Source organism: Pseudomonas sp. C7.1 (assembly GCF_056312395.1).
Genome location: NZ_JBWDTL010000003.1, coordinates 3,184,356 through 3,209,235, shown reverse-complemented (window position 1 = coordinate 3,209,235; position 24,880 = coordinate 3,184,356). Strand labels below are relative to the sequence as shown.

The 24,880-nt window shown below is 61.8% G+C and carries 20 protein-coding genes and 1 riboswitch; of the genes, 13 read left to right on the top strand and 7 right to left on the bottom strand.

Annotation, left to right across the window (positions count from 1 at the left end):
• Positions 1-30: 30 nt before the first annotated feature.
• The 3 genes from AC0T4W_RS18450 to AC0T4W_RS18440 are packed head-to-tail and all read right to left on the bottom strand — an operon-like array spanning position 31 to position 2,410.
• Positions 31-846, bottom strand: coding sequence for an aldo/keto reductase (locus AC0T4W_RS18450; protein ID WP_476321451.1), 816 nt, complete (start codon positions 844-846; stop codon positions 31-33).
• Complete coding sequence (locus tag AC0T4W_RS18445; protein WP_476321449.1) at positions 846-2,018, bottom strand: NAD(P)/FAD-dependent oxidoreductase; 1,173 nt, start codon at positions 2,016-2,018, stop codon at positions 846-848. Before AC0T4W_RS18445 ends, AC0T4W_RS18450 begins: the two co-directional genes overlap by 1 nt.
• Positions 2,019-2,077: 59 nt before the next feature.
• On the bottom strand, positions 2,078-2,410 hold the full coding sequence (locus tag AC0T4W_RS18440) for a DMT family transporter (protein WP_476321447.1): 333 nt from the start codon (positions 2,408-2,410) through the stop codon (positions 2,078-2,080).
• 87 nt (positions 2,411-2,497) lie between these two features.
• Here AC0T4W_RS18440 and AC0T4W_RS18435 point away from each other — a divergent pair, with 87 nt between their 5' ends.
• Positions 2,498-3,382: a LysR family transcriptional regulator gene (locus AC0T4W_RS18435; protein WP_476321445.1), complete on the top strand. Its 885-nt coding sequence runs from the start codon at positions 2,498-2,500 to the stop codon at positions 3,380-3,382.
• Between the two features lie 54 nt (positions 3,383-3,436).
• Positions 3,437-4,732, top strand: coding sequence for a lipid IV(A) 3-deoxy-D-manno-octulosonic acid transferase (waaA, locus tag AC0T4W_RS18430; RefSeq protein WP_476321443.1), 1,296 nt, complete (start codon positions 3,437-3,439; stop codon positions 4,730-4,732).
• Positions 4,733-4,808: 76 nt separating this feature from the next.
• Here waaA and AC0T4W_RS18425 read toward each other — a convergent pair whose 3' ends face one another.
• Positions 4,809-6,254 (bottom strand): TolC family outer membrane protein, encoded by a 1,446-nt coding sequence (locus AC0T4W_RS18425; protein ID WP_476321441.1) that lies wholly within the window; start codon positions 6,252-6,254, stop codon positions 4,809-4,811.
• Between the two features lie 221 nt (positions 6,255-6,475).
• Positions 6,476-6,582, top strand: a riboswitch (TPP riboswitch).
• A 96-nt stretch (positions 6,583-6,678) separates the two neighbouring features.
• Between AC0T4W_RS18425 and thiC the strand changes: the two genes are divergently transcribed.
• From thiC to AC0T4W_RS18375, 10 genes are all read left to right on the top strand, one after another.
• On the top strand, positions 6,679-8,571 hold the full coding sequence (thiC, locus tag AC0T4W_RS18420) for a phosphomethylpyrimidine synthase ThiC (protein ID WP_476321439.1): 1,893 nt from the start codon (positions 6,679-6,681) through the stop codon (positions 8,569-8,571).
• An 88-nt stretch (positions 8,572-8,659) separates the two neighbouring features.
• Positions 8,660-9,259 carry an NUDIX domain-containing protein gene (locus AC0T4W_RS18415; RefSeq protein WP_476321437.1) on the top strand — a complete coding sequence of 200 codons (600 nt, stop codon included), beginning with the start codon at positions 8,660-8,662 and terminating at the stop codon, positions 9,257-9,259.
• Complete coding sequence (locus AC0T4W_RS18410; RefSeq protein WP_476321435.1) at positions 9,250-9,702, top strand: DUF1249 domain-containing protein; 453 nt, start codon at positions 9,250-9,252, stop codon at positions 9,700-9,702. The genes AC0T4W_RS18415 and AC0T4W_RS18410 overlap by 10 nt, the downstream gene beginning before the upstream one ends.
• Positions 9,703-9,830: 128 nt before the next feature.
• Positions 9,831-10,652: a 3',5'-cyclic-AMP phosphodiesterase gene (gene cpdA, locus AC0T4W_RS18405; RefSeq protein WP_476321433.1), complete on the top strand. Its 822-nt coding sequence runs from the start codon at positions 9,831-9,833 to the stop codon at positions 10,650-10,652.
• 64 nt (positions 10,653-10,716) lie between these two features.
• Positions 10,717-11,328 carry a YqiA/YcfP family alpha/beta fold hydrolase gene (locus tag AC0T4W_RS18400; RefSeq protein ID WP_476321431.1) on the top strand — a complete coding sequence of 204 codons (612 nt, stop codon included), beginning with the start codon at positions 10,717-10,719 and terminating at the stop codon, positions 11,326-11,328.
• Between the two features lie 15 nt (positions 11,329-11,343).
• A complete protein-coding gene (gene parE / locus AC0T4W_RS18395) occupies positions 11,344-13,248 on the top strand; it encodes a DNA topoisomerase IV subunit B (RefSeq protein WP_476321429.1) in 1,905 nt (634 codons plus the stop codon).
• Positions 13,248-14,231 (top strand): esterase-like activity of phytase family protein, encoded by a 984-nt coding sequence (locus AC0T4W_RS18390; RefSeq protein WP_476321427.1) that lies wholly within the window; start codon positions 13,248-13,250, stop codon positions 14,229-14,231. Before parE ends, AC0T4W_RS18390 begins: the two co-directional genes overlap by 1 nt.
• Positions 14,228-14,752 carry a retropepsin-like aspartic protease family protein gene (locus AC0T4W_RS18385; RefSeq protein ID WP_476321425.1) on the top strand — a complete coding sequence of 175 codons (525 nt, stop codon included), beginning with the start codon at positions 14,228-14,230 and terminating at the stop codon, positions 14,750-14,752. Before AC0T4W_RS18390 ends, AC0T4W_RS18385 begins: the two co-directional genes overlap by 4 nt.
• 7 nt (positions 14,753-14,759) lie before the next feature.
• Complete coding sequence (gene parC / locus AC0T4W_RS18380) at positions 14,760-17,018, top strand: DNA topoisomerase IV subunit A (RefSeq protein WP_476321423.1); 2,259 nt, start codon at positions 14,760-14,762, stop codon at positions 17,016-17,018.
• 146 nt (positions 17,019-17,164) lie between these two features.
• On the top strand, positions 17,165-17,866 hold the full coding sequence (locus AC0T4W_RS18375) for a PqiC family protein (protein ID WP_476321421.1): 702 nt from the start codon (positions 17,165-17,167) through the stop codon (positions 17,864-17,866).
• A gap of 51 nt (positions 17,867-17,917) precedes the next feature.
• On the opposite strand, the gene AC0T4W_RS18370 is transcribed toward AC0T4W_RS18375, so the two are convergent.
• Positions 17,918-19,459 (bottom strand): AhpA/YtjB family protein, encoded by a 1,542-nt coding sequence (locus AC0T4W_RS18370; RefSeq protein WP_476321419.1) that lies wholly within the window; start codon positions 19,457-19,459, stop codon positions 17,918-17,920.
• A 173-nt stretch (positions 19,460-19,632) separates the two neighbouring features.
• On the opposite strand from AC0T4W_RS18370, the gene serB reads away from it, so the two are divergent.
• The gene (gene serB, locus AC0T4W_RS18365) at positions 19,633-20,847 is read left to right on the top strand and encodes a phosphoserine phosphatase SerB (protein ID WP_476321417.1); all 1,215 of its coding nucleotides are present in this window, start codon (positions 19,633-19,635) and stop codon (positions 20,845-20,847) included.
• A gap of 52 nt (positions 20,848-20,899) precedes the next feature.
• Here the strand turns inward: serB and AC0T4W_RS18360 are convergent, their stop codons facing one another.
• Positions 20,900-22,969 carry an EAL domain-containing protein gene (locus AC0T4W_RS18360; RefSeq protein ID WP_476321415.1) on the bottom strand — a complete coding sequence of 690 codons (2,070 nt, stop codon included), beginning with the start codon at positions 22,967-22,969 and terminating at the stop codon, positions 20,900-20,902.
• A 64-nt stretch (positions 22,970-23,033) separates the two neighbouring features.
• Positions 23,034-24,836: a molecular chaperone gene (locus AC0T4W_RS18355; protein ID WP_476321413.1), complete on the bottom strand. Its 1,803-nt coding sequence runs from the start codon at positions 24,834-24,836 to the stop codon at positions 23,034-23,036.
• Positions 24,837-24,880 lie beyond the last annotated feature (44 nt).

The window sequence follows — 24,880 nt, the reverse complement described above, 5'->3', positions numbered from 1 at the left end:
AGCTTGGCACAGATCGTCGGGTGAGAGCCGTCAGGCAATATCCTGAATTACAGCGGCGGCCGTTGCGACGTTATGTGCCAGGTGCTGCGGGTTGATGGTGCCGATGATTGCGCTGGTGGCTGCCGGGTGGCCGAAGATCAGCTCGAAACTGGCGCGTACCGGATCTGCGCCCGCCAGGCAGGCGTGACCGCTGGCCAGGGCCTTCTTGATCAGGATGCCTTTGCCGTGCAGTTCGGCGTAGTCGAGCACGGCCTGCTCGGCTTGCTCGTTGAGGTTGTAGCTAACCATCGCGCAGTCACCGGTTTCCAGGGCCAGCAGGCCGCCTTCGACGGTTTTACCGGAGAGGCCGAAGCCGCGAATTTTGCCCTCGCGTTTAAGCTCAGCCAGGGTTTCGTACACGCCGCTGTTACGCAAAATCGCCACGTCGTTGCCGTCTGAATGCACCAGCACCAGGTCGATAAAATCGGTTTCCAGGCGCTTGAGGCTGCGCTCCACCGAGAACCGCGTGTGCGCCGCGCTGAAATCAAAATGCGACTGACCGTTGTCGAACTCTTCACCGACCTTGCTGACAATCACCCACTGCTGGCGCTGGCCGCGCAACAACGGGCCGAGGCGGGTTTCGCTGGTGCCGTATGCCGGTGCGGTATCAATCAGGTTGATACCCAGATCATGGGCCTGGGCCAGCAGTTCGCGGGCGGCGGCGTCATCGGGGATAGTGAAGCCGTTGGGGTATTTCACCCCTTGGTCACGGCCCAACTTAACCGTGCCCAGGCCCAGCGGCGAAACCAGCAGTTCAGTGGCGCCCAGGGGGCGATGCAGGTTGTGCAGACTGTGCAGGGGATGCATCAGAACAGTTCCTCCCAGGCGGGTGGGGCTACGGTTGGGCGCGGCAGCGCGGGCAATGGCGCGTGTTGTGCCGGCTGAATGCGGTCACGGGCCAGTGCCGCCAGCACGCGGTCGGCAAAGTCCGGGGCTAATGCCAGTTTAGTCGGCCAGCCGACCAGCAGCTTGTCTTGCTCGTGCAGGAAGGCATTGTCTGGACGGACCAGACCGGATTGCGCCGGCTCGGCGCGCTCCACCCGCAGCGTCGCCCATTGCGCGGCGGACAGATCAACCCAGGGCAGCAGCTCGGCCAGCTCTTTCTGCGCGGCCTGGATTTGCGCCGCTTCATTGCGGGCCACACCATCAGCTTCGGCTAGGTCGCCACCCAGATACCAGACCCATTGGCCATCGGCGGCCGGGTGGGTGGTGATGGTGACGCGCGGCTTCGGCCCGCCGCCCAGGCAGTGGGCGTATAGCGGCTTCAGCGTTGGACCTTTTACCAGCGCCATATGCAGCGGGCGAAGCTGCTGGGCTGGCTGGCTCAGGCCAAGACTGCTGAGCAGTTCGGCATTGCCGCGACCGGCGCTAAGGATGATGCGTTGTGCGCGAACCTCGCGGCCATCAACGGTCAGTCCGACCAGCTCACCATTTTCCCGCAGCGGTTCGATGCGCTCGGCAGCCAGCAGGCCATCGCCGGCCAGCTCGCTGAGACGGCTGATCAGGCTCGGTACATCCAGCACCAGTTCGGCCAGGCGGTAGACCTTGCCCTTGAACTTAGGGTGTTGCAGGGCGGGTGGCAGCTGCTCGCCCTTGACCTGATCAACACGGCCGCGCACGGCCTTGCTGGCGAAGAAACTGGTGATATTGCCGGCCAGGCTGCCGGGCGACCACAGGTAGTGCGCATCGGACAGCAGACGCACGCCCGTGAGGTCCAACTCACCGTTGCCGGCCAGGGCCTCACGCCAACGCCGTGGCATATCGGCGATGGCTTCGGAGGCTCCGGTCAGCGCGCCATGTAGCGCGTACTTGGCCCCGCCGTGGATGATGCCCTGGGATTTCACGCTCTGCCCGCCGCCAAGCTGGGCGCTTTCCACCAGCAGCGTGGCGAAACCCTGGCTGCGCAAACGCGCGTTCAGCCAAAGGCCGGCGATACCGCCGCCGACGATCAAAACATCAGTGCTTAATGCCTGGGACATGCAGGTGTCTCACCGGGGAAAACAGGTGCGCAGTATAACGGCAGCCGATCGCGCTAGGGTCAGTGTCCGGTGCTTTGCGAGAACAGCTGAATCACCACCACACCGCTGACGATCAGGACCATGCCGAGGATGGCCGGTAGGTCCAGCTTTTGCTGGTAGAGAAACACAGCCGCGATGCTCACCAGCACGATGCCCAGGCCTGCCCATACTGCGTAAGCGACGCCGACCGGGATGGTCTTCACCACCAGGCTGAGCATCCAGAACGAGATGGTGTAGCCGACCACGACCAGCAGCAGGGGCAGGGGTTTGTTGAAACCATCCAGGGCCTTCATCGAGGTAGTGGCGATGACTTCGGCAGTGATGGCAATAGCGAGGTAGAGATAGCCGCCCATGATGTGGCCTCCTTGGTGGTCTGGTGGCCATTCTAGTGATCTGGCGGATGGGATAAAGTGATTGCCTATCTGATTTGGAGATGGGTTATGCAGTGGAGCCTGGAGCAGATTCGTCTGTTTGTCAGCGTCGCCGAGGGCCAGTCGTTCTCCGCCGTGGGCCGACAAATGCAGCGCGCCCAATCGGCGGTGAGCAATGCGATTGCCCTGCTGGAGGCTGATCTTGGCGTGCGTCTGTTCGAACGCAGCAGTGGCCGTCAGCCACGCTTGACCGATGCTGGCGCGGCCCTGCTGGAAGAGGCGCGTGAGGTGCTGCGCCAGTGTCAGCGCCTGGAAGGCCGTGCGCTGGGCCTGGTGCGTGGGGAAGAGGTGCGCCTGCGTCTGGCCCAGGATGAAGCCATGCCCTATCAGCCGGTGCTCGACAGCCTGGAGGCACTGGCGCAGCAGTTCCCGTTGCTGGAAGTGCAGTTGGCCAGCGGCGCCCAAGGGGATGTGGCGCGTAAGCTGCTGGAGCACCGCGCCGACCTCGGTTTACTGTTCCACCATGAGCACATGCCTGATGCCCTGGAGCGTCAGCGCCTGGGCACCATCGAGATGGTTACCGTGTGCGGGGCAGGGCACGCCCTGGCGGGGGCCGGGCATGTCGACCGGCGTGAGCTGGCGCGCCATCGGCAACTGCTGATGACCCCGCAAGACAGTCACTATCCGGGTGGTGAGCAAATCAGCCCCTCGGTGTGGCGCACCGACAGCTTCTACACCATGGCCGAACTGCTGATGCGTAACCTGGGCTGGGCCTGGCTGCCGCGCCATGTGGTGCAGTATCCGACCTACCAGAGCCAGCTGGTGGAGCTCAGCAGCGACTGGACGCCGCCACCGCTGGTGGTGGAGCTGGTCTGCCGTCGCGATGAGGCGCTGGGGCCGGCGGCGTTGTGGCTGGCTGAGTGTTTTGCCCAGCACTTGCAAGTGGCTGATTGAAGCAAGCCTGCGCCTGGCTCGACGATAGTGGCCAAAGTGCATAAGCTGCGCGCCATGAATAGAAGCCTCTACACCTTGTTGTTCCATCTCGGCCTGCCGCTGGTGGCCGGGCGCTTGGCTTGGCGTGCCTGGCAGGCGCCGGCCTACGCCAAGCGCGTAGGCGAGCGCTTTGCCTTCGGTTTGCTAGCGCTAAAACCCGGAGGGATCTGGCTGCACGCCGTATCGGTGGGCGAGAGCATCGCCGCCGCGCCGCTGGTGCGTGAGCTGCTGGCGCGCTATCCCGATCTGCCAATCACCATCACCTGCATGACCCCGACTGGCTCGGAGCGTATTCAGGCCATGTTCGGCGGCAGTGAGTACGCCGGGCGGGTGCAGCATTGCTACCTGCCGTATGACCTGCCCTGGGCGGCGGCGCGTTTTCTCGATCAGGTACAGCCCAAGCTAGCGGTGATTATGGAAACCGAGCTGTGGCCCAACCATATCCACCAGTGCGCCAAGCGCGGCATCCCCGTGGCACTGGCCAATGCGCGGCTGTCCGAGCGCTCGGCGCGCGGTTATGCGCGCTTTGCCAAGCTGACCGCGCCGATGCTCGCCGAGCTGGACTTGCTTGCCGTGCAAACAGCGCTGGAAGCCGAACGCTTTCGCAGCCTGGGTGCGCGCCCTGAGTGCGTTGAGGTCACCGGTTCGATCAAGTTTGATCTAACCATTGATCCGGCGTTGCTCACCCGCGCCGCTGCCTTGCGTGAGCAATGGCAGGCTATGCAGCGCCCTGTGTGGATCGCCGCCAGTACCCATGCAGGCGAGGATGAAATCGTCCTCGCCGCCCATCGCGAGCTGCTCAAGCAGAATCCTGATGCGCTGCTGATCCTGGTGCCGCGCCATCCCGAGCGTTTCAATGCGGTGTTCGAGTTGTGCCAGCGGCAAGGCTTTAGCACGCGGCGCCGTTCCACTGGCGAAGCGCTGCTGGCGAGCGATCAGGTGCTGCTCGGCGACACCATGGGCGAGTTGCTGTTTCTCTACGCCCTGGCCGATATCGCCTTTGTCGGTGGCAGTCTGATGGCCAATGGCGGGCATAACCTGCTGGAACCGGCGGCCCTGGGCAAGCCTGTGTTGAGCGGGCCGCACCTGTTTAACTTTCTGGAGATTGCCGCGCAGCTGCGCACGGCGGGCGCGTTGAGTGAGGTGGCCGATGCCGACGGTCTGGCCCAGCGAGTCGCGCAACTATGGCGCGAGCCTGAAACGGCGCAGGCCATGCGTACTGCCGGATTGGCGGTGATGCAGGCCAATCAGGGGGCGCTGGCGCGTTTGTTGGCGGGCTTGGGGCGGTTGCTGCAGGGCGAGTCTCAATAGTCGGTGGAGGCGCCTACAAATGCTTGTTCCATAAAAAAGCCCGCTAAATTCAGCGGGCTTTTTGGTTTTGCTCAACTCAGTACTGCGGGTTACCGCGTAGCTGAGCTTCGGCGGCCTTCGCCAAGTCTGGCGGTAGGAAGTCCTCATCCGGGTTGTAGTCGGACTTCAGGTACTGCTCCAGGGCGGCCAGGTCGTCCGGGCTGAGGGTGCCGGCGGCCTGCTTCAAGCGCAGGTTGTTGAGGATGTAGTCGTAACGCGCGTTGTTGTAGTTGCGCACCGAGCCGTACAGCTGGCGCTGGGCGTCGAGTACGTCAACGATGTTACGCGTACCGACCTGGTAGCCGATTTCGGTGGCTTCCAGGGCGCTTTGGTTGGAGATGATCGACTGCTTGCGCGCTTGCACGGTTTCCACGTCGGTATTTACCGCGCGGTGCAGGTTGCGGGTGTTCTGCACCACCTGACGGCGCAGGCTTTCACGCAGTTGCTCAGTCTGGTTCAGGCGCTGGTAGGACTCGCGCACTTGCGAGCTGGTCAGGCCGCCGCTGTACAGCGGGATATTCAGTTGCAGGCCAATCGAGCGTTGTTCGACATCACCGCTGAAGCGCGCCTGACCGGGTGCGCCGGAGTTGCTGAAGCCGAGGCTGTCGTTGTCGCCCTTCTGATAGCTGGCTACCGCATCCAGGGTCGGAGCGTGGCCGGATTTGCGCTGGCGCAGGGTTTCTTCGGCGGCTTCAACGGCGTAGTTGCTGGCTTGCAGGTTGAGGTTCTGCGCGGCGGCGGTATCGACCCAGGCCTTGGCGTCGTTCGGCGTTGGCGCGAGGATCGGCAGGCTGTGCTCGATGCCTTCCAGTGCGGCGAAGTCGCGGTTGGTCAGGGTGATCAGGGCCTCGAAGGCGTCTTCAACCTGTTGCTGGGCGATGATGCGGTTGGCACGGGCAGTGTCAAAACCAGCCTGGGCTTCCAGTACATCGGTCTTATCCGACAGGCCGACATCGAAGCGCTCGTTGGCTTGGTCCATCTGGCGCTTGAACGCCGCTTCTTCGGCCTTGGTCGAGGCCAGGTTGTCCTGGGCGCGCAGTACCGCGAAATAGGTTTCGGCGCTCTGCAGAATCAGGTTCTGCTCGGTGGCTGACAGCTCCAGCGCGGCTTGCTCATTGCTCGCTACGGCTGCTTGCAACTGGAACCAGCGGTCAGCGCGGAACAGCGGCTGGCTCAGGTTGGCCTGGTACACCATGCCGCTGCGCGAGCTGGTGTTGGCCGGTGAGTCGATCTGGGTGCGGGTGTCGCTCAGGTTGGCGCCTGCAGACAGGCTAGGCAGCAGACCAGCGCGGGCCTGGGGCACCACTTCGCTGCGCGCTTCATAATCTGCACGGGCGGCGGCCAGGTCGGCGTTGTTGGCGGCGGCTTCCTGGTAAACCGTGACCAGGTCAGTTTTGGTGGACAGCGGGGCTTGTTCAGCAGCCCAGGCCATTCCGTTGGACGCGGCGGCCACAGCGAGAGCCAGAGAGAGTCTGCGCAACATGGGTGTGATCCTGATTTTGGCGGTAATCGGCAAGGCTATAGGGGCGCTGCCTAGAGGGTCAAGATTTGTCTGGGGTTGAGTGAGTGTAGATTGCAACAATCCATAGTGCTTCCTGCGTGTCGGGATATGTGCTGCGGCTGCTTTCGTCACTTTCCGACGCGTGGGTCGTGAGGGATTGACTCCCGAGTTGGTTTTATTGGCTGGGGTTGATTAGACTGGCCGCGTTCTTGTCGGGGTGCCCCAATTGCGGGGCTGAGATTGGCAGCTGCCGGATCCCGTTGAACCTGATCAGGTTAAGGCCTGCGTAGGGAACAAGATGTGCTCGCCTTTTCCCTGGCGAGCCTCTGGCACCGCCCCAGGTGCGCCTTGCGCCGCTCATTTATCTCCAGGTTCGCTCCGACATTTCAGCCCTGGAGAGCCGCCGATGAGCACACAAGAAAAAAACCTCAATCCGATTCTGAGTGAGTCAGCCCAGGTCGATCAGCAGTCGATCCAACCCTTCCCGCGTTCGCAGAAAATCTATGTGCAGGGCTCGCGCCCGGACATTCTGGTGCCGATGCGCGAAATCAGCCTGGACGTAACACCTACAGACTTCGGCGGCGAGATCAACGCGCCTGTGGTGGTCTACGACACCTCCGGCCCGTACACCGACCCCAACGTCATTATCGACGTGCGCAAGGGCCTGGCCGATGTGCGTTCGCCGTGGATCGAGGCCCGTGGCGACACTGAACGCCTGCCTGGCCTGAGTTCCAATTTCGGCCAGCAGCGCCTGGCCGATGCCGAGCTGACCAAGCTGCGTTTCGCCCACGTCAACAACCCGCGCCGGGCCAAGGCCGGCGCCAACGTCAGCCAGATGCACTACGCGCGCAAAGGCATCATCACCGCCGAGATGGAATACGTCGCCATCCGCGAAAACATGAAGCTGGAAGTGGCGCGCGAAGCCGGCCTGCTCGAGCAGCAACACGCCGGCCACAGCTTCGGCGCCAGCGTGCCGAAAATTATCACCCCCGAATTTGTGCGTGACGAGATTGCCCGCGGCCGCGCGATCATCCCGGCCAACATCAACCACACCGAGCTGGAGCCGATGATCATCGGCCGTAACTTCCTGGTGAAGATTAACGGCAATATCGGCAACTCGGCGCTGGGTTCGTCCATCGAAGAAGAAGTGGCCAAGCTGACCTGGGGCATTCGTTGGGGCTCGGACACGGTCATGGACCTGTCGACTGGCAAGCATATTCACGAAACCCGCGAGTGGATCATTCGCAACTCGCCCGTGCCAATCGGCACCGTACCGATTTACCAGGCTCTGGAAAAAGTCGGCGGCGCGGCCGAAGAGCTGACCTGGGAATTGTTCCGCGACACCCTGATTGAGCAGGCCGAGCAGGGCGTGGACTACTTCACCATTCACGCCGGCGTGTTGCTGCGCTATGTGCCGATGACCGCCAAACGCGTCACCGGTATCGTTTCGCGCGGTGGTTCGATCATGGCCAAGTGGTGCCTGGCGCACCATAAAGAGAACTTCCTCTACACCCATTTCGAAGACATCTGCGAAATCATGAAGGCCTACGACGTCAGCTTCTCGCTGGGCGATGGCCTGCGTCCGGGTTCGATTGCCGACGCCAACGACGAAGCGCAGTTCGGTGAGCTGGAAACCCTCGGCGAGCTGACCAAGATTGCCTGGAAACACGACGTACAAACCATGATCGAAGGCCCTGGCCACGTGCCGATGCAGCTGATCAAGGAGAACATGGACAAGCAGCTGGAATGCTGCGATGAGGCGCCGTTCTACACCCTCGGCCCGCTGACCACTGACATCGCACCGGGTTACGACCACATCACCAGCGGCATCGGTGCGGCGATGATCGGCTGGTTCGGTTGCGCCATGCTCTGCTACGTCACGCCCAAGGAGCACCTGGGCCTGCCGAACAAGGATGACGTGAAGACCGGCATCATCACCTACAAGATCGCCGCCCATGCCGCTGACCTGGCCAAAGGTCATCCGGGCGCGCAGATTCGCGACAACGCACTGAGCAAGGCGCGATTTGAGTTCCGTTGGGAAGACCAGTTCAATCTCGGTCTCGACCCCGATACCGCACGCAGTTATCACGACGAAACGCTGCCCAAGGACTCGGCGAAGGTGGCACACTTCTGCTCCATGTGCGGGCCGAAGTTCTGCTCGATGAAGATCACCCAGGAAGTTCGCGTCTATGCTGAAGAGCAACGCATCGCCGCACTCGACCTGGATGCTGAGGCGGGCATGCAAGCCAAGGCGGAGGAGTTTAAGGCGCAGGGTGGGCAGCTCTATCACAAGGTGTAATAGAGCTTCTGCTGCACCCTGTTTCGGTGCAGCATAGGATGTAACCAGGACGGGCCTTCGGGCCCGTTTCTGTTAATCAGGGGGCGTTATGCAACGAGAAGATGTCGAAGTGATCGAGCGCGAGGCCTGCTTTAGCGGCTTCTATAAGCTTGATCGGCTGCGTTTGCGCCATCGCCAGTTTGCCGGTGGTATGGGGCCTACGCTTACCCGCGAGCTGTTCGTGCGCCACGATGCTGTGTGCGTTTTGCCCTATGACCCGCAGCGCGATTGCGTGGTGTTGATCGAGCAATTCCGCGTTGGCGCGCTGGAGAAAAGCGCTAATCCCTGGCTGATAGAGCTGGTCGCCGGCTTGATCGACAAGGACGAAGAGCCAGAAGAGGTCGCGCGTCGCGAAGCCATCGAAGAGGCCAATTTGCCGCTGACCTCGCTATGGCCGATCACCCAGTACTACCCATCACCCGGCGGCTCGGATGAGCGCGTGCACCTGTTTGTTGGGCGTTGTGACAGCGAAGGCGCCGGCGGTGTGCATGGTTTGGCGGAAGAAGGCGAGGATATTCGCGTGCACGTCTGGCCTCTGGAGGATGCTCTGGATGCGGTCAAGGATGGGCGGATCGACAATGCTGCCAGCATCATCGCGCTGCAGTGGCTGGCGCTGAACCGCGCCGAAGTGCGGGGGCTTTGGTCGTGAACCTGCTGCGCGAGCGATATCGGGTCGACCTGGTCGAGCTGCAAACCGCTTGCGAACTCAACTATGTGCGTTTGCTGCAGTTGCTGCCGGACATGCGCGACAACCCGCAGACTCGCCGGGTGGCCCTGAGTCAGGGCGAGCAGCTGCTTGGCGTGCTAGCCCTGGAGGTGCTGGAAACTTGCCCCTATACCTCGACTGTCGAGGTGCGCCAGGAGCACAGCCTGTCCTGGCTGCCGGTGCCGCGTCTGGAGGTGCGGGTCTATCACGATGCGCGCATGGCCGAGGTGATCGGCACCCAGAGTGCGCGGCGCTTTCACGGCATTTATCCTTACCCCAATGCGGCCATGCACCAGCCAGACGAGAAGACCCAACTCAATCTGTTTCTTGGCGAATGGTTAAGCCATTGTCTGGCTTGTGGCCATGAGTTGGCGCCTATTCGCTAGGCTCGATTGCCGGGTTGTCTAGTTCGTCAGATTTACAGCGGGCGATCTGTGATCTATTCCTCTTTCACGGGTTTACCGCCCGCAGGGCTTGCCAGCATAATTCACGCATTCCGCTCAAGGAGAAGGTCTTGCCGGGCGTGCCGACTAAAACCACTGCTGTTGCTCGTTCGGTACTGCTGGTGCAGTTATCCGACAGCCATCTGTTTGCCGACGGGGCAGGCAAGCTATTGGGCATGGATACCCAGGACAGCTTGCAGCGGGTGATTGAGCGTGTGCTGCAAGAGCAGCCGCATATCGACCTGATGCTGGCCAGTGGCGACCTCTCGCAGGACGGCAGCGCTGAGTCCTATCAGCGTTTCCGCGAGATGACCGCTGCCATCCCCGCGCCCGCGCGCTGGTTCCCCGGTAACCATGATGAAGTGCCTGCCATGCAGGCTGCCTGCGTTGGCAGCGATCTGCTGGAGCCGGTGATCGATCTCGGCAACTGGCGCGTGACCCTGCTCGATTCTTCGATTCCAGGTGCTGTGCCCGGTTACCTTAGTGAGCAGCAGCTTGCCTTGCTGGAGCGTGCGCTAAGCGAAGCGCCGGATCGCCATCACCTGATCTGCCTGCATCACCATCCGGTGTCCATCGGCTGCAAATGGATGGAACCCATTGGCCTGCGTAACGCGGATGCCCTGTTTGCCGTACTGGAGCGCTTCAGTAATGTGAGTGCAGTGCTTTGGGGGCATATCCACCAAGAGATCGATCTGCAGCGTGGGCCGATTCGCTTGCTGGCCTCGCCCTCGACCTGTGTGCAGTTCGCCCCAGGCAGCGAGGAGTTTCAGGTCGATAAAACCGCGCCGGGCTATCGCTGGCTGCGTCTGTTCGACGATGGCCGTCTGGAAACCGGCGTGTCGCGGGTGACCGGCATCGCGTTCGAAATCGATTACACCATCAAGGGCTATTAAGCTCTTTGCAGTGCTCGGCTAACCGGTTGCAGTCGGTCGCCGCAACCGGTTAGCCTCGCGCCCCATGACCACATCCATTCTCTATATTCACGGGTTTAACAGCTCGCCGGCATCGCTCAAGGCCAGCCAGTTGTCGCGCGCCATGGCGCAGCTTGGCCTGGCCGAGCAGCTGCGCGTGCCGGCCGTGCATCACCATCCGCGCCAGGCGATTGCCCAGCTCGACGCGCTGATTGCCGAGCTTGGTCGCCCTGTACTGGTTGGCAGCTCCCTGGGCGGCTACTATGCGACCTTTCTGGCTGAGCGCCATGGGTTGCCGGCGCTGTTGATCAATCCCGCCGTGCGCCCGCACCTGCGTTTTGATGGCTACCTGGGTCCGCAGAAGAACTACTACAGCGATGAAACCTGGGAGCTGACGGCTGAGCATGTCAGCGCCCTGGCTGAGCTGGATGTACTGGCGCTGCAAGACCCGGCGCGCTATCAGGTGTGGCTGCAGACCGCCGACGAAACCCTCGATTACCGCGATGCCCAGCGCTATTACCGTGCCTGCGCGCTGCGTATCCAGGCCGGCGGCGATCATGGCTTCCAGGGTTTTGCCGAGCGTTTGCCGATGCTTTTCGCTTTCGCCGGTATTCCTTGCCATCTGTGGCAGGATATCGACTTTTCCGTATCCATTTGACGAACAAGAGACCCCATGGCCCAGCAAGGTTCAAGCTCTTACAACGCCGATGCCATCGAAGTCCTTTCCGGCCTCGACCCGGTGCGCAAACGCCCGGGCATGTACACCGACACCAGCCGGCCTAACCACCTGGCCCAAGAAGTCATCGACAACAGCGTCGACGAAGCGCTGGCCGGGCATGCCAAATCGATTCAGGTGATCCTGCACGAGGACAACTCCCTGGAGGTGCTTGACGACGGTCGCGGCATGCCGGTGGACATTCACCCGGAAGAGGGCGTGCCAGGGGTCGAGCTGATCCTTACCAAGCTGCATGCCGGCGGCAAGTTCAGCAACAAGAACTACCAGTTCTCCGGCGGCCTGCACGGCGTGGGCATCTCGGTGGTTAACGCCTTGTCGACCAGCGTGATCGTCACGGTCAAGCGCGATGGCAACGAATACCAGATGAGTTTTGCCGACGGCTACAAGGCCAGCGACCTGGCCGTGGTCGGCACGGTAGGCAAGCGCAACACCGGCACCAGTGTGCATTTCTGGCCGGATGCCAAGTATTTCGACTCCTTCAAATTCTCCGTCAGCCGCCTTAAGCATGTGCTCAAGGCCAAGGCCGTACTCTGTCCGGGGCTGAGCGTCAGCTTCGAAGACAAGGCCAGCGGCGAGAAAGTCGAGTGGATGTATGAGGACGGCCTGCGCTCTTACCTGGTGGACGCGGTCAGCGAATTTGAACGGTTACCCAATGAACCCTTCTGCGGCAGCCTGGCGGGCAACAAGGAAGCGGTGGATTGGGCGCTGCTGTGGCTGCCGGAAGGCGGCGATGCGGTGCAGGAAAGTTACGTCAACCTGATCCCCACGGCGCAGGGCGGCACCCACGTCAACGGCCTGCGCCAGGGTCTGCTGGATGCCATGCGCGAGTTCTGCGAATTTCGCAGCCTGCTGCCGCGCGGGGTCAAGCTGGCTCCGGAGGATATCTGGGAGCGCATCGCTTTTGTTCTGTCGATGAAGATGCAGGACGCACAGTTCTCCGGGCAGACCAAGGAACGCCTGTCGTCCCGTGAAGCGGCCGCCTTCGTTTCCGGTGTGGTGAAAGATGCCTTTAGCCTGTGGCTTAACGGTCACCCGGAACTCGGTCAACAGTTGGCTGAACTGGCGATCAGTAACGCCAACCGTCGCCTCAAGGCCGGTAAGAAGGTTGAGCGTAAACGCATCACCCAGGGCCCGGCACTGCCTGGCAAGCTGGCTGACTGCGCCGGGCAAGATCCGATGCGTTCCGAGCTGTTTCTGGTGGAAGGTGATTCTGCTGGCGGCTCGGCCAAGCAGGCGCGCGACAAAGAGTTTCAGGCGATCCTGCCGCTGCGCGGGAAGATTCTCAATACCTGGGAAGTCGATGGCAGCGAAGTGCTGGCCAGCCAGGAGGTGCATAACATCGCCGTGGCGGTTGGCCTCGATCCGGGTTCTAGCGACCTCTCTCAGCTGCGCTACGGCAAGATCTGCATCCTCGCCGACGCCGACTCCGATGGCCTGCACATCGCTACCTTGCTCTGCGCGCTGTTCGTTCAGCATTTCCGTCCGCTGGTGGATGCCGGCCATGTGTATGTGGCGATGCCGCCGCTGTACCGCATCGACCTGGGTAAGGAGATTTTCTACGCCCTGGATGAAGCCGAGCGCGACGGTATTCTTGACCGTTTGGTAGCCGAGAAGCGCCGTGGCAAACCGCAGGTCACCCGCTTTAAAGGCCTGGGTGAGATGAACCCGCCGCAGCTGCGCGAAACCACCATGGACCCCAACACCCGTCGTTTGGTGCAGCTGACCCTGGACGACTACCCCGGTACTCAGGAAATGATGGACATGCTGCTGGCCAAGAAGCGTGCCGGTGACCGTAAATCCTGGCTGGAATCAAAGGGCAACCTGGCCGAGGTGTTGCTCTGATGCGGAGGCTACTGGCTACCTGCCTATTACTCTGCTCACCCTTGCTGGCGAGCGCGGCGACACTGGAGGAGCTGAAGCTGCTCAACGAGCAAGCGGTCAGTGGCGTCACGGGCGGCAACTTGTCCGGGTTAGCCTGGTGTGATGGCGCGCTGTGGGCTGTTTCCGACCGCGATGATCAGCAGCTGTATCGCCTGGAGTCCGCTGAGTCGCAGTGGCAGGCCACGGCCGAGACCTTTGTTGCGCCGCCTGCGCCGGATGTGCGTTTGCCCTGGGGGCTGCGCATGCGCAGCTGGGCTGCGGGTCTGCTGCGCGGCGGTGAGCTGGATTTCGAGGGCATCAGTTGCGACGCCGCCGGTAATCGCTATCTGGTCAGTGAGGCCAAAGCCGCCGTGCTGCAGTTACCGGTTATGGGCGAGCCCAACTGGCTGAAACTGCCCAAAGGCCTGCTACGCCAGGCACGCGCCAGCGGCATGTTGTTGCACTACAACTCGCTGTTTGAAGGCATTGCCGTCGATCCGGCCGGTGAACGTCTGTATCTGGCGGCCGAGCGCATGCGCCGTGGTGTGCTGGTGGTGCATAAGCAACAAGCCGTCTGGCGTTGCACCGGTGGCTGCGTGCTGTTTAGTGAGTCGGGCACGGAGCCGGCGCCTGAACAGCTGGGTGCCAAAGAGCAGCCACGGGATTTTTCCGGCCTGGCCTTGCATAACGAGAAGCTCTTCTCCCTTGAGCGTCAGGCTCACCGCATCTGCCGGCGCGGCCTGAGCAATGGGCAGGTCGAGAAGTGCTGGTCGTTTGCCGCTGAGGCGCTGACCCCAGAGCGGCTCTATTCGCCGTCCTATGGTCTGGCTGAGGCACTGTGGGTGGATCAGGACGGTGCCTGGATCGGTGTTGATAACGGCCGTTTCAGCCGCTCCGACGGTGAGTCGCGGCCGATTATCTGGCGCTTTGCCGCTCCCAAAGGCGGCTGGGGCAGCAAGCCGTGAGCGAGCAGCCTGCGGGCAAGCGGGCCGGGCGGGTGATGCTGGTGCTGGCCTGGGGCGCTGCGTTACTGCTGGCGACCAAGTTCTTCGGCGACTGGGAAGATGCCCAGCGCAACCCCAATCAGGTGCCGCAATCCTTGCGTGGCGATGATTTTATCGAAGTGCAGCTGGCCAGCAGTCGTCAGGGGCATTACATGGCGGGCGGGCAAATCAATGGTCAGGCCGTGACTTTCCTGCTGGATACCGGGGCTACTCAAGTCGCTGTGCCGCAGCAGTTGGCGCGCAATTTGGGCCTGCAGCCTGGGGCGGCGGTCATGATCAATACCGCCAATGGCAGGGCCACGGCGCACCGCACCCGCCTGGACAGCCTGCATTTGGGTGACATTGTTCTGCGTGATGTGGCGGCGCTGATCGCGCCGGGCATGGATGGCGACGAAGTATTACTGGGCATGAGTGCCCTCAAACAACTGGAATTCAGTCAGAAGGGCGGCACCCTAGTGCTGCGCCAATCCACTTTGCAATGAGGCACGCATGAGCGACACCCTCGATTTAAGCCTGGACGGTGTTGAACGCCGTTCCCTTGCCGATTTTACCGAGCAGGCTTACCTCAATTACTCCATGTACGTGATCATGGACCGTGCCCTGCCGCATATCGGCGACGGCTTGAAGCCCGTGCAGCGGCGCATCGTCTACGCCATGAGCGAGCTGGGCCTGGACGCCGACTCCAAGCACAAAAAATCGGCGCGTACCGTTGGTGACGTGCTCGGCAAGTTCCACCCCCACGGCGACAGCGCCTGCTACGAAGCCATGGTGCTGATGGCCCAGCCATTCAGCTACCGCTACACCTTGGTCGACGGCCAGGGTAATTGGGGTGCGCCGGACGATCCGAAATCCTTCGCCGCCATGCGTTACACCGAGGCGCGCCTGTCGCGCTATGCGGAAGTGTTACTCACCGAGCTGGGCCAAGGCACCGTTGACTGGGTGCCGAACTTCGACGGCACCATGAATGAGCCGGCCACTTTGCCGGCGCGCCTGCCGAACATTCTGCTCAACGGCACCACCGGTATCGCCGTGGGTATGGCCACCGACGTGCCGCCGCATAACCTGCGCGAGGTCGCGACGGCCTGCATTCGCTTGCTGGACGAGCCGAATGCCACGGTCGAGCAGCTCTGTGAACACATTCTCGGCCCGGACTACCCAACCGAAGCGGAAATCATCACCCCGCGCAGCGACCTGCTGAAAATCTACGAAACCGGCAAAGGCTCGGTGCGTATGCGCGCCGTGTACCGCGTCGAGGATGGCGATGTGGTAGTCACCTCGCTGCCGCATCAGGTCTCCGGGGCCAAGGTGCTGGAGCAGATTGCCGCGCAGATGCAGGCCAAAAAGCTGCCGATGGTCGCCGACCTGCGCGATGAGTCGGACCATGAGCACCCGTGCCGTATCGTCATCATCCCGCGCTCCAACCGGGTGGATGCCGATGAGCTGATGCAGCACCTGTTCGCCACCACCGAGCTGGAGTCCAGCTACCGGGTCAACACCAATGTGATTGGCCTCGATGGCAAACCCTCGGTCAAGGACCTGCGCACCCTGCTCACCGAGTGGTTGCAGTACCGCGTTGGCACCGTGCGCCGTCGCCTGCAGTTCCGTCTGGACAAGGTCGAACATCGCTTGCACCTGTTGGAAGGTCGCTTGATTGCCTTCCTCAACCTCGACGAAGTGATCCGCATCATCCGCACCGAGGACTCGCCCAAGCCCGTGCTGATGGAGCGCTTCGGCCTCACCGAGATTCAGGCTGAGTACATCCTTGAAACCCGCCTGCGCCAGCTCGCGCGGCTTGAGGAAATGCAGATTCGTGGCGAGCAGGACGAGCTGGCCAAGGAGCGCGACAAGCTGCTGGCTCTGCTGGGTAGTGAGACCAAGCTGAAGAAGCTGGTGCGTCAGGAGCTTCTGGCCGACGCCGAGAAATACGGCGACAACCGTCGTTCGCCCATCGTTGCCCGCGCCGAAGCCAAAGCGCTGAGCGAAACCGAGCTGATGCCGACCGAGCCGGTCACCGTGGTGATCTCGGAAAAAGGCTGGGTGCGTTGCGCCAAGGGCCACGATATCGACGCCACCGGTCTTTCGTACAAGGCTGGCGACGGCTTCAAGACCTCAGCGCCAGGCCGTTCTAATCAATATGCGGTGTTTATCGACTCCACCGGGCGCAGCTACTCACTGGCGGCCCATTCACTGCCATCCGCCCGTGGCCAGGGCGAGCCGTTGACCGGCCGCTTGCAGCCACCGCCGGGTGCGACTTTCGAGTGCGTGCTGCTGCCGGACGACAACGCGCTCTATGTGATCGCCTCCGACGCCGGCTACGGTTTTGTGGTCAAGGGTGAAGACCTGCAAGCCAAGAACAAAGCCGGCAAAGCACTGCTTAGCCTGCCTTCCGGCGCTCTGGTGGTGCCGCCCAAGCCCTTGGCTAACCGCGAAGAAGACTGGCTGGCGGCGGTGACCACCGAAGGCCGCCTGCTGCTGTTCAAGGTCGCGGATCTGCCGCAACTGGGCAAAGGCAAGGGCAACAAGATCATCGGCATCCCCGGAGATCGGGTCGCTTCGCGTGAGGAATACCTCACCGATCTGGCGGTGCTGCCGGTCGGGGCGACCCTGGTATTGCAGGCCGGCAAACGTACCCTGTCGCTCAAGGCCGATGACCTGGAGCACTACAAAGGTGAGCGCGGGCGGCGGGGTAACAAGCTGCCGCGCGGCTTCCAGCGCGTCGACAGCTTGCTGGTCGAAGCCCTGGGTTAAGCGCTTGACGCATGCCGGCACAGTGCTGCGCTGGAGTCGCGAGCGGCTTTCAAGGATGATACGCGGCCGTAAGGCGGGTCACGCAAGCGGCCCGCCGGCACCCACTGTGTATGCACACCGGCAACCTGGCCGGCTGGATGAGAGAGATGACCGTACTGCGTTTTCCTGGAATTCTGTTGCTGGCCGGCGTGCTTGGTCTGGCAGGTTGCACACACTATCAGCAGGCACCGTTATACCAACTGGATAGTGGTGATATTCGTGTGCCTGCAGCTGAACAGGGTATTGCTGTGCTGCTCGGGCCGGTGGCGATTGCCGATTACCTGCAGCGCGATGCGTTGTTGCAGCGCCAGGTCGATGGCAGTCTGATTGCCGCAGATGATGCGCGCTGGGCCGGCAGCTTGGCGGCCGATATCGATCAGCAGCTACTGCGCCAGCTGGCTTCGCGCTTGGATAGCCAGCGCCTGGTGCTGGCGCCGGCCGCCGCCGGCTTTGTGCCGCAGGTGCGCCTGGACCTGTCGATTACCCGTTTTGATTCAGGCCCGCAGCGTCCGGCTGTGCTGGAGGCGCAGTGGCGACTGGCGGGTGCCGATGGCAAGTTGCTCGATGGGCGTTTGGTACGTCTGGAAGAGGCCCACAGTGGCACCATCGTTGATCAGGTAAGGGCGCAGAGCTGGCTGGTGCAACAGTTGGTTGAGCAATTGGCTGTAGCCGTGGACGTTCACGGCAAGCCTGTGCCGGTAGCGCCCGCGCCGCGCCGTAAACCAGCGCCGGCAAAGCCTACGCCCCCCGCGCCGCGTATCCCGGTGTTTGAGCCGATGCGTGATGAAGGCGAAGTGTTCCGCTTCTAAGTGCCGCCCACAAAAAGCCCGCCAATCAGGCGGGCTTTTTGTGGGGTCGGATTAATGGTTTTCGTGCATACGCGCCAGTTGGCGCTCCAGCAGCGATGGGTAGGGTTCCAGCAACCGCTCTACACAGCAGGCGCCTTGTGGGCTGGCGATGGCGCGAATGCGCGCGCACTGGCTGACCCGCGCGTCGTCAGCAACGCTGCGCTCGACCAGCAGCAGGTTGCGGCTGTGCTGTGACAGCGCCAGGGCGTTCTGCGTCGTCTCGCTAAGCAACAGGTCGCCCTGGCTGAGGTCCCTGAGGTTTTCGCCCAGCGTCAGGCCAAGCTGCAGTTGCAGGGTGATGCCGCTGTCCGCCACTTCGATTTGCAGAGCATGGCCGAGTGCGCGCATCAGTTCGCCGCAGCAGATGGCGTGGGTTAGGTAGTCCTCACCAATATCCAGCTGGTGAAACAGCATCAGGCTGCTGCCATCGCTGAGGGTGTGCAGCTCGCCCTGATACAGGCTGGCAGCCCGGTCCAGGCAGTCACGGTAGCGTTGCAGCAACTCCATCAGGCGGGTGCGCGGCAGGCGCCGTAGTTGTTCCTGCGCGCCCAGTTGGATCGCCAGTACGGCGCTGGGCTGGGGCTGCTGTATTGCGGGTACAGTCGCTACTACAGGCGCAGGCTCGTCGTCATCGCGCAGCTCTGAGAATGGATCATCCACTGCGCTGTCGGCGTAGGTCTCAGCGCTGTCGTCCAGGGACTCAACAGCCTCGTCCTGTTTATCGAAGCGATCATCGTGCAAGTCACGCACTTCGAAGTCCGGCTCATCATCGAACGATTCAGGCAGGTAGTCGTCATCGTCCTGGGCGACTGGCTCGTCGTCGTAGAACGGCTCTTCGTCTTCTTCTGGCAGTGCAGGTTTTTCCGCTACCAAGCGCGCTTGCAGCTGGCGCGCCAGGTCACCGATTTCATCCTGGCGGCCGGCGCCGGGCGCCGGATCATCCGGGTCACGCAGCCAAACGCGTAGCTGCAGCAGTGGCGTGGAAATATGCCGTCCCAGGCGCATGCTCAAGGACAGGGTCAGAGCCAGCAGGATCAGGCTGAGGATGCCCATACTCTGCAGGCTGATGGTCATCGGCTGCTGAAACTGCTGCATATCCAGGCTGATGCGCAGCTGCCCGGCGATTACCTCCTGGAAGGTGATCGGCGTTGAATACAGCCCCTCGGTTTCCCCGAGCATGCTCTTGCTTGGGCGTGAACCTGACTCAGCAAGAATGCGGTTGTCCACGCTGTAGATGGCGGCGTGGGCTACCAGCGGGTTCTTCACCAGGTTGTTGAGCAGCACGTTGAGGCTGAGGATGTCATTGGACACCAGCAGCTCGGTCGCCGAGGCGGCCGTCTGGGTAATCAGGCTGGTGCCCAGGGCTTCGGCCTGCTGCTGCATGGCATGCTTGAACTGCATGCCGATCACCCAGGCATAGATCACCAGGGCCAGGGCCACCAGCAACAGGCTATGGCTGACAATGCGCAGTGCCAGGGGGATGCGCCGTTGGCGCAGGGCCTGGAACAGCAGCAAAAAGAAATTATCGGGCTTTACGGGGGCGGGCCGGTTCACAGAGCTCGGCTCATGTCGACTTTAGTTGGCGCGCAGTATAGCGGTGCCCCCGCAGTGGGCAAAGCGCTGTGCGTGGCTGTTTGGCGGTGAAAATGGGTAGAATGTGCGCCTTTGTGCGGCGTGTGACCCGTTCCGCAAGCCGCTGCCCCTGACGCTGTACTGGAGACCGAGCCTTGCGCGAAATCGTCCTGATCAATATCACCGGCGAAGATCGCCCCGGTTTGACTGCCGCCATCACCGGCGTACTGGCCCAGGGCGGGGTGAATATCCTCGATATTGGCCAGGCGGTGATCCATGACACCCTGTCGTTCGGCATTCTGGTGGAGATTCCGGATACCGAGCGCGCCTCGTCGGTGCTCAAAGACATCCTCTTTACCGCCTACAAGCTTGATCAGCAGGTGCGCTTTACTCCGGTATCGGAGGCGGACTACCAGCAGTGGGTCAGCGGTCAGGGCAAAGCTCGGCATATCGTCACCCTGCTAACCCGTAAGGTCACCGCCGAGCAGCTGCAGCGCGTCAGTGCAATTACCGCGCGCTATGATCTGAATATCGACCATATCGACCGTCTCTCCGGGCGTATGCCGTTGGATGTGCCGGCCGAGCAGGGCAAAGGCTGCATCGAGTTCTCGGTGCGTGGCGAGCCCGCCGATCCGGCGGCCCTGCGCGCCGAATTTCTCAGCGTGGCGCAGGAGCTGAACGTTGATATCGCGTTCCAGCGCGACTCGCTGTTCCGTCGTAATCGCCGGTTGGCGGTGTTCGATATGGATTCGACGCTGATCGAGGCCGAGGTGATCGATGAGTTGGCCAAGGCCGCTGGCGTCGGCGAGCAGGTGGCGGAGATTACCGAGCGCGCCATGCGCGGTGAGCTGGATTTTGCCGCCAGCTTCCGCGAACGCCTGGCGCTGCTCAAGGGATTGCCAGAAACGGTATTGGCCGACATCGGCGCTTCGCTGCGCCTGACCGAGGGCGCTGAAACCTTGTTCAGCGAGCTGCGCCGTCTGGGCTACAAAACAGCGATCCTCTCCGGCGGCTTCACCTACTTTGCCAAGCAGCTGCAGGCCAAGTTGGGCATCGACTATGTGTTCGCCAACGAGCTGCAGATCGTCGATGGCCGGGTCACCGGTGTGGCGGTCGAACCGATTGTCGATGCTCAGCGCAAGGCTGACTTGCTGCGCGAGCTGGCGGCCAAGGAAGGGCTGCGCCTGGAGCAGACGATTGCCGTGGGCGATGGCGCCAATGATCTGCCGATGCTGGCGATTGCCGGCCTGGGTGTGGCGTTCCGCGCCAAGCCGCTGGTCAAGCAGTCGGCCAAACAGGCAATCTCGACCCTGGGTCTGGACGGCATTCTTTATCTGCTGGGCTTTCGCGATCGCGACGGCTTGGAGTAAATCGCAGGCAAACAAAAGCCGCCCTCGGGCGGCTTTCTTGTACCTGTACTGCTTACTCGTCGCCAGCCGAGAAGTCGTAATCCATCGACTGGCTCGGGCCCTGCAGGTAATGCCCCTGGATATAGTTGACCCCGGCTTGCCAAAGCGTAGCCAGCACGCTGGCGCTCTCGACGAAGGGCACGATGGTCAGTTTGGCTTGGGAGTGCAGGCTGGCCAGCAGGGTTTTCAACGCTTCTTGATTATCTGCATTACTCAGGTCCTGGGAGAAGGAGCTGTCGACTTTGACGAAGTCGATATGCAGGTGCTTGAGCGTGTTGAACGGATTTAGCGAGCAGCCGAATTGGGTGATGGCGGATTTGCAGTGCAGCTCGTGGAGGCCTTGGGTGATGGCCTTGGCTTGTTTCAGGTAGGCAATGGCGTCCGGCTCGCTGAACTGGAAGACCAGTGAGTCCGACGGCAGGCGTGCAGCTTTCAGGGCCACGCTGAGCCACGGCAGCAGGGTCTGGTCCTGCAGGCTGGCCGTCGACAGGTGTACGAACAGGCGGGTGTTGTGACCTTTGCTGCGGTGGTCGGCGAGCAGTTTGATCGAGTTGAGGATGACCCAGCGGTCGATCTTCTCGGCAAGCCCTGCATCTTTCGCTGCGTTGAACAGTTCGGTTGGCGCAATTTCCTCGCCCTGCGGGCCGATCAGGCGCAGCAGCGCCTCGTAATGCTCAAAACTGTCGCCGCGCAGGCTGATGATTGGCTGGAACAATAGGCGGAAGCTGTTCTTCTCCAGCGCCTGCTGAATCATTGCGACGATGTTGCCGCGGTTCGCCGCTGCGGCCAGCTCATCCGCCGGGTTGAAGATCTTGATCGCATTGCCATCGCTCAACTCGTCGGCGCAACGATGCGCGCGGTCGACCACTTCCTGAGCCTTGGCGGTTTTCTCGTTGAGCCCGGCCACACCAATCGACAGGGTGCTTTGCACGGTGCGGCCGCTGACGTCGAACAGGTGGCCTTCGACTTTTTTCAGCAGGCTGTTTAGCTGCTCGCGAGTACTTTCTGGGTTGACGCCGGGTTGCAGTACGGCAAATACGTCATCACCAAAGCGTGCCAGTTGTGCGTCGGCGCTGAAGTACGCACGCAACAGGTTCGCCAGGTCTGTGAGCAGGATGTCGATGTCCGCGAGGCCGATATCGGCAAGCAGGCTGGCGTAGCGATCTACCCGGATGTAGGCGAGGCTAGACGGCTGTCCGGCATTCACCGCGCGTTCGGCAGCGTTATCCATCAGCTCGAGGAAGTGGGTGCGGTTGAACAGGCCGGTCACCAGATCCTGGCTGCTGATCTCGCGCAGTTTTTCTTCCAGTTCAGCGTTGCTGGTTTCGGCGCGAATCACCACCTGGATGCAGGGCTCGCCATCGTAAGTGGCGGGGGAGAAGCTCATCTGTGCCGGGAAACTTTGGCCATTGGCCTTGATACCGGCACAGTTGAGCTCGGCACTGCCTTCGGCATTTTGATAGTTTTTCAGGAAGTCCTTGAAGCTGGACTGGTCGCTGCTGCCGATCAGGTCGATCATCGGCATGCCTTCCAGTTCGTCGGCATCTTCGTAAGCGAACAGCTCCAGGTAAGCGCGGTTGGCGTAGATGTGCATGCCATCGTGTACGTAAGTGATGGCATCGACGGAGCTGTCGAGCAGCAGTTGGCAGCGTTTTTCCGCTTCGCGCAGCGCCACTTCAGAGGCGCGACGGGCGCGGCGTTCTTCCAGGTTGGCCAGTTCGCGCTTGGCGACCAGCACCAGGCGCTCGTCTTCGCCTTGCGGCAATGCGTCCTGGGCGCCGAGCATCAGCGCTTCGGTGATGCTGTCGGAGTCGTTGTCGGCGAGCAGCTGAATGACCGGAATATCTTTGGCCTGGCGACGGATCGCGCCAATCGCTTCACTCGGCGCAAGTTGTTCGCTGCTCGGCGCGCAGATCAGCAGGTCCCAGCTTTGCTGCAGGGCCTCGTTGAGGTCGTCGCTGGAACTCAGGCGATGCACGCGAGTTGCCCGCCCAGCATTACGGAACAGGCTGACCAGGCGCTCGGCCTCGTTCTGCGAGTCTTCGAGTATCAGTAGCCGAATGGTTTTTTTTTCAATGGCCATGGTGTGGTATCAAATCTGCGCTGAACGGGCGCGAAAAGGCGACAAAAGGGAGTGCGTCGGCAATCTACAGTGACTTCCAGAGTGAGTCAAAGTCTTCCTCCCCGCCCTGCGTGCGGCCTTTCGGTGCTGTGACAGGCTTCCCGTGCTCACTGCCTATCTGCTCGACGCCACGGTATTCGAACTGGTTGAAACTGCCAGTGCTGGTTTGCCGGCGGCTGAGCACTGCACGGTGTTCGTTGCCATTGAGATTGATGCTGACCTTGCTGCCTTCCTGAAATGGCAGGCGCGCGGCGATCAGGCTGGCCGGTCTGGAAATGGCGCTGATTTCTGGCAGCAGCAGGGCCCGCAGGTACTGGCTGTTATGCTCGGCCTTGCGCACCAGCTGCAGGCCGCAGGCCTGGGCGTGCGGAGCAATGAGTTCGATACCCATTTGGGTGCCGCCGCCACGCACTTGGCGAATCCAGCGCACTACAGCAATGCTCCAGCCTTGTTGTGGCTGGCCTTGTACGCCAAGCAGTTCGCCGGCCTGGAGTTGGCTGGGTACATCTTTCGGCCATGACAGGCAGTAGCCGCCAGGGCTGATGTTGACGATGGCTACTTCGTAAGTCGGGTAGTTCTCGACTTGATGGCTTTCGGCGCTCCCGCCGTTCATGTCTGGTTGATCGTATTGAATTTCTTCAAAGGGAAGGCCGTTTTCCCATTGGTTGCTTTTTTGCGCATCAAAGGCGTTCGACCAGATATCCGGTACGCCGGGATCGGCCTTGAATACCGCTGCATTGGTCGTTACCGCTAGCTGCAGTACTTCGTTGAACGGGCGTTTGCCGGCCAGGTAGAAATGCAGTGCGCTCATGCCGATGCACAGGGTCAAGGCGCCCTGGCCTTGGCTACGCTGGAAGGTGCGCTCGGCGATATCGCCCCAGGCGGCGGCCAGGTGCTGCAGCATGTCGTGGCTGAAGCCTTCGGGGACGCTCAGGCGCGATTGGTCGAGGTTCTCGGCTGGCAGCAGCAGGTGCTCTTTGATGGCATCTACCAGTTGGCTGGGATCTACGCCTACCGCCTTGTGCAGCTCGCTCTGCTGGAACAGCGAGATGTAGCGGGGTGGACCATCTTGTTGCGGGGCAACGGCAAACAGGCTGGAGGGCGCGTCGCCCGCCTGCAGAGTGACCAGCGCGCTCCAGGGTTCGAGCCCTTCGGCCAGGCGCGCAATCGCGCTCTGGCGCATCTGGTTGCAGCGTGCGCAACCGAGCATCAGGGCAATTATGTAGCTTTGCTCGGTGCTCAGGCCTTGGGTGCGTAGGGCCTGGCTGTCACGAATCATGGTTTTTTGCAGGCCTCGCGCCAGAGCCATCTGGTACAGCTGGTGCAACTCAAACCAGAGTCCTTCAGGAACCGGGCAGTACAGTTGACTGGCGCGAATCAGTGGGCCGCATAGGCTGTGGATGGCGCGCTGCAAGGCAACAGCAAACATTTGGTGGTGTTCGCGGGGGTGCGCAGCCAGGTGTGAGGCGATCAGCTTGTAGCCGATGGCCAGGTGGTTCTGCAGGGCCTGGCATAGGTTGGCGACCTTGCGCGGCCGTTCATCAAGGACGATGGCTTGGTTAAGGAAGTGTTTTTCTAATTGCTTGCAGACGAAATAGATTTCCGGGCGGAGGATCTCCAGCAAATGCAGGCGATTTTCCGAGGGAGTCAGCAGTTGGTTGAGTTCCACCAATGCCTGATAAAGCAGGCGCGCGGTTTCACCGATATTGGCCTTGGGCAGGCCATCGACCCATTTTTTTAGATCGCGAGGGCTGGCTTCGCAGAATGACAGGCTTTGCTTATCCGGCGTGGTGATGCGCAGGCGCAAGTGAGAATTCTGTTTATCCATCTAAATCGGATACTCCAGCACACGGGCAAGACAAATCAGTCTAG

Coding starts and splice junctions, on each gene's coding strand:
- AC0T4W_RS18390 (WP_476321427.1), top strand. CDS start 13,248: ATGCGGAGGCTACTGGCTACCTGCCTATTACTCTGCTCACCCTTGCTG.
- parC (WP_476321423.1), top strand. CDS start 14,760: ATGAGCGACACCCTCGATTTAAGCCTGGACGGTGTTGAACGCCGTTCC.
- AC0T4W_RS18450 (WP_476321451.1), bottom strand. CDS start 846: ATGCATCCCCTGCACAGTCTGCACAACCTGCATCGCCCCCTGGGCGCC.
- AC0T4W_RS18415 (WP_476321437.1), top strand. CDS start 8,660: ATGCAACGAGAAGATGTCGAAGTGATCGAGCGCGAGGCCTGCTTTAGC.
- parE (WP_476321429.1), top strand. CDS start 11,344: ATGGCCCAGCAAGGTTCAAGCTCTTACAACGCCGATGCCATCGAAGTC.
- AC0T4W_RS18355 (WP_476321413.1), bottom strand. CDS start 24,836: ATGGATAAACAGAATTCTCACTTGCGCCTGCGCATCACCACGCCGGAT.
- AC0T4W_RS18445 (WP_476321449.1), bottom strand. CDS start 2,018: ATGTCCCAGGCATTAAGCACTGATGTTTTGATCGTCGGCGGCGGTATC.
- thiC (WP_476321439.1), top strand. CDS start 6,679: ATGAGCACACAAGAAAAAAACCTCAATCCGATTCTGAGTGAGTCAGCC.
- AC0T4W_RS18435 (WP_476321445.1), top strand. CDS start 2,498: ATGCAGTGGAGCCTGGAGCAGATTCGTCTGTTTGTCAGCGTCGCCGAG.
- waaA (WP_476321443.1), top strand. CDS start 3,437: ATGAATAGAAGCCTCTACACCTTGTTGTTCCATCTCGGCCTGCCGCTG.
- AC0T4W_RS18375 (WP_476321421.1), top strand. CDS start 17,165: ATGACCGTACTGCGTTTTCCTGGAATTCTGTTGCTGGCCGGCGTGCTT.
- AC0T4W_RS18425 (WP_476321441.1), bottom strand. CDS start 6,254: ATGTTGCGCAGACTCTCTCTGGCTCTCGCTGTGGCCGCCGCGTCCAAC.
- AC0T4W_RS18360 (WP_476321415.1), bottom strand. CDS start 22,969: ATGGCCATTGAAAAAAAAACCATTCGGCTACTGATACTCGAAGACTCG.
- AC0T4W_RS18440 (WP_476321447.1), bottom strand. CDS start 2,410: ATGGGCGGCTATCTCTACCTCGCTATTGCCATCACTGCCGAAGTCATC.
- AC0T4W_RS18400 (WP_476321431.1), top strand. CDS start 10,717: ATGACCACATCCATTCTCTATATTCACGGGTTTAACAGCTCGCCGGCA.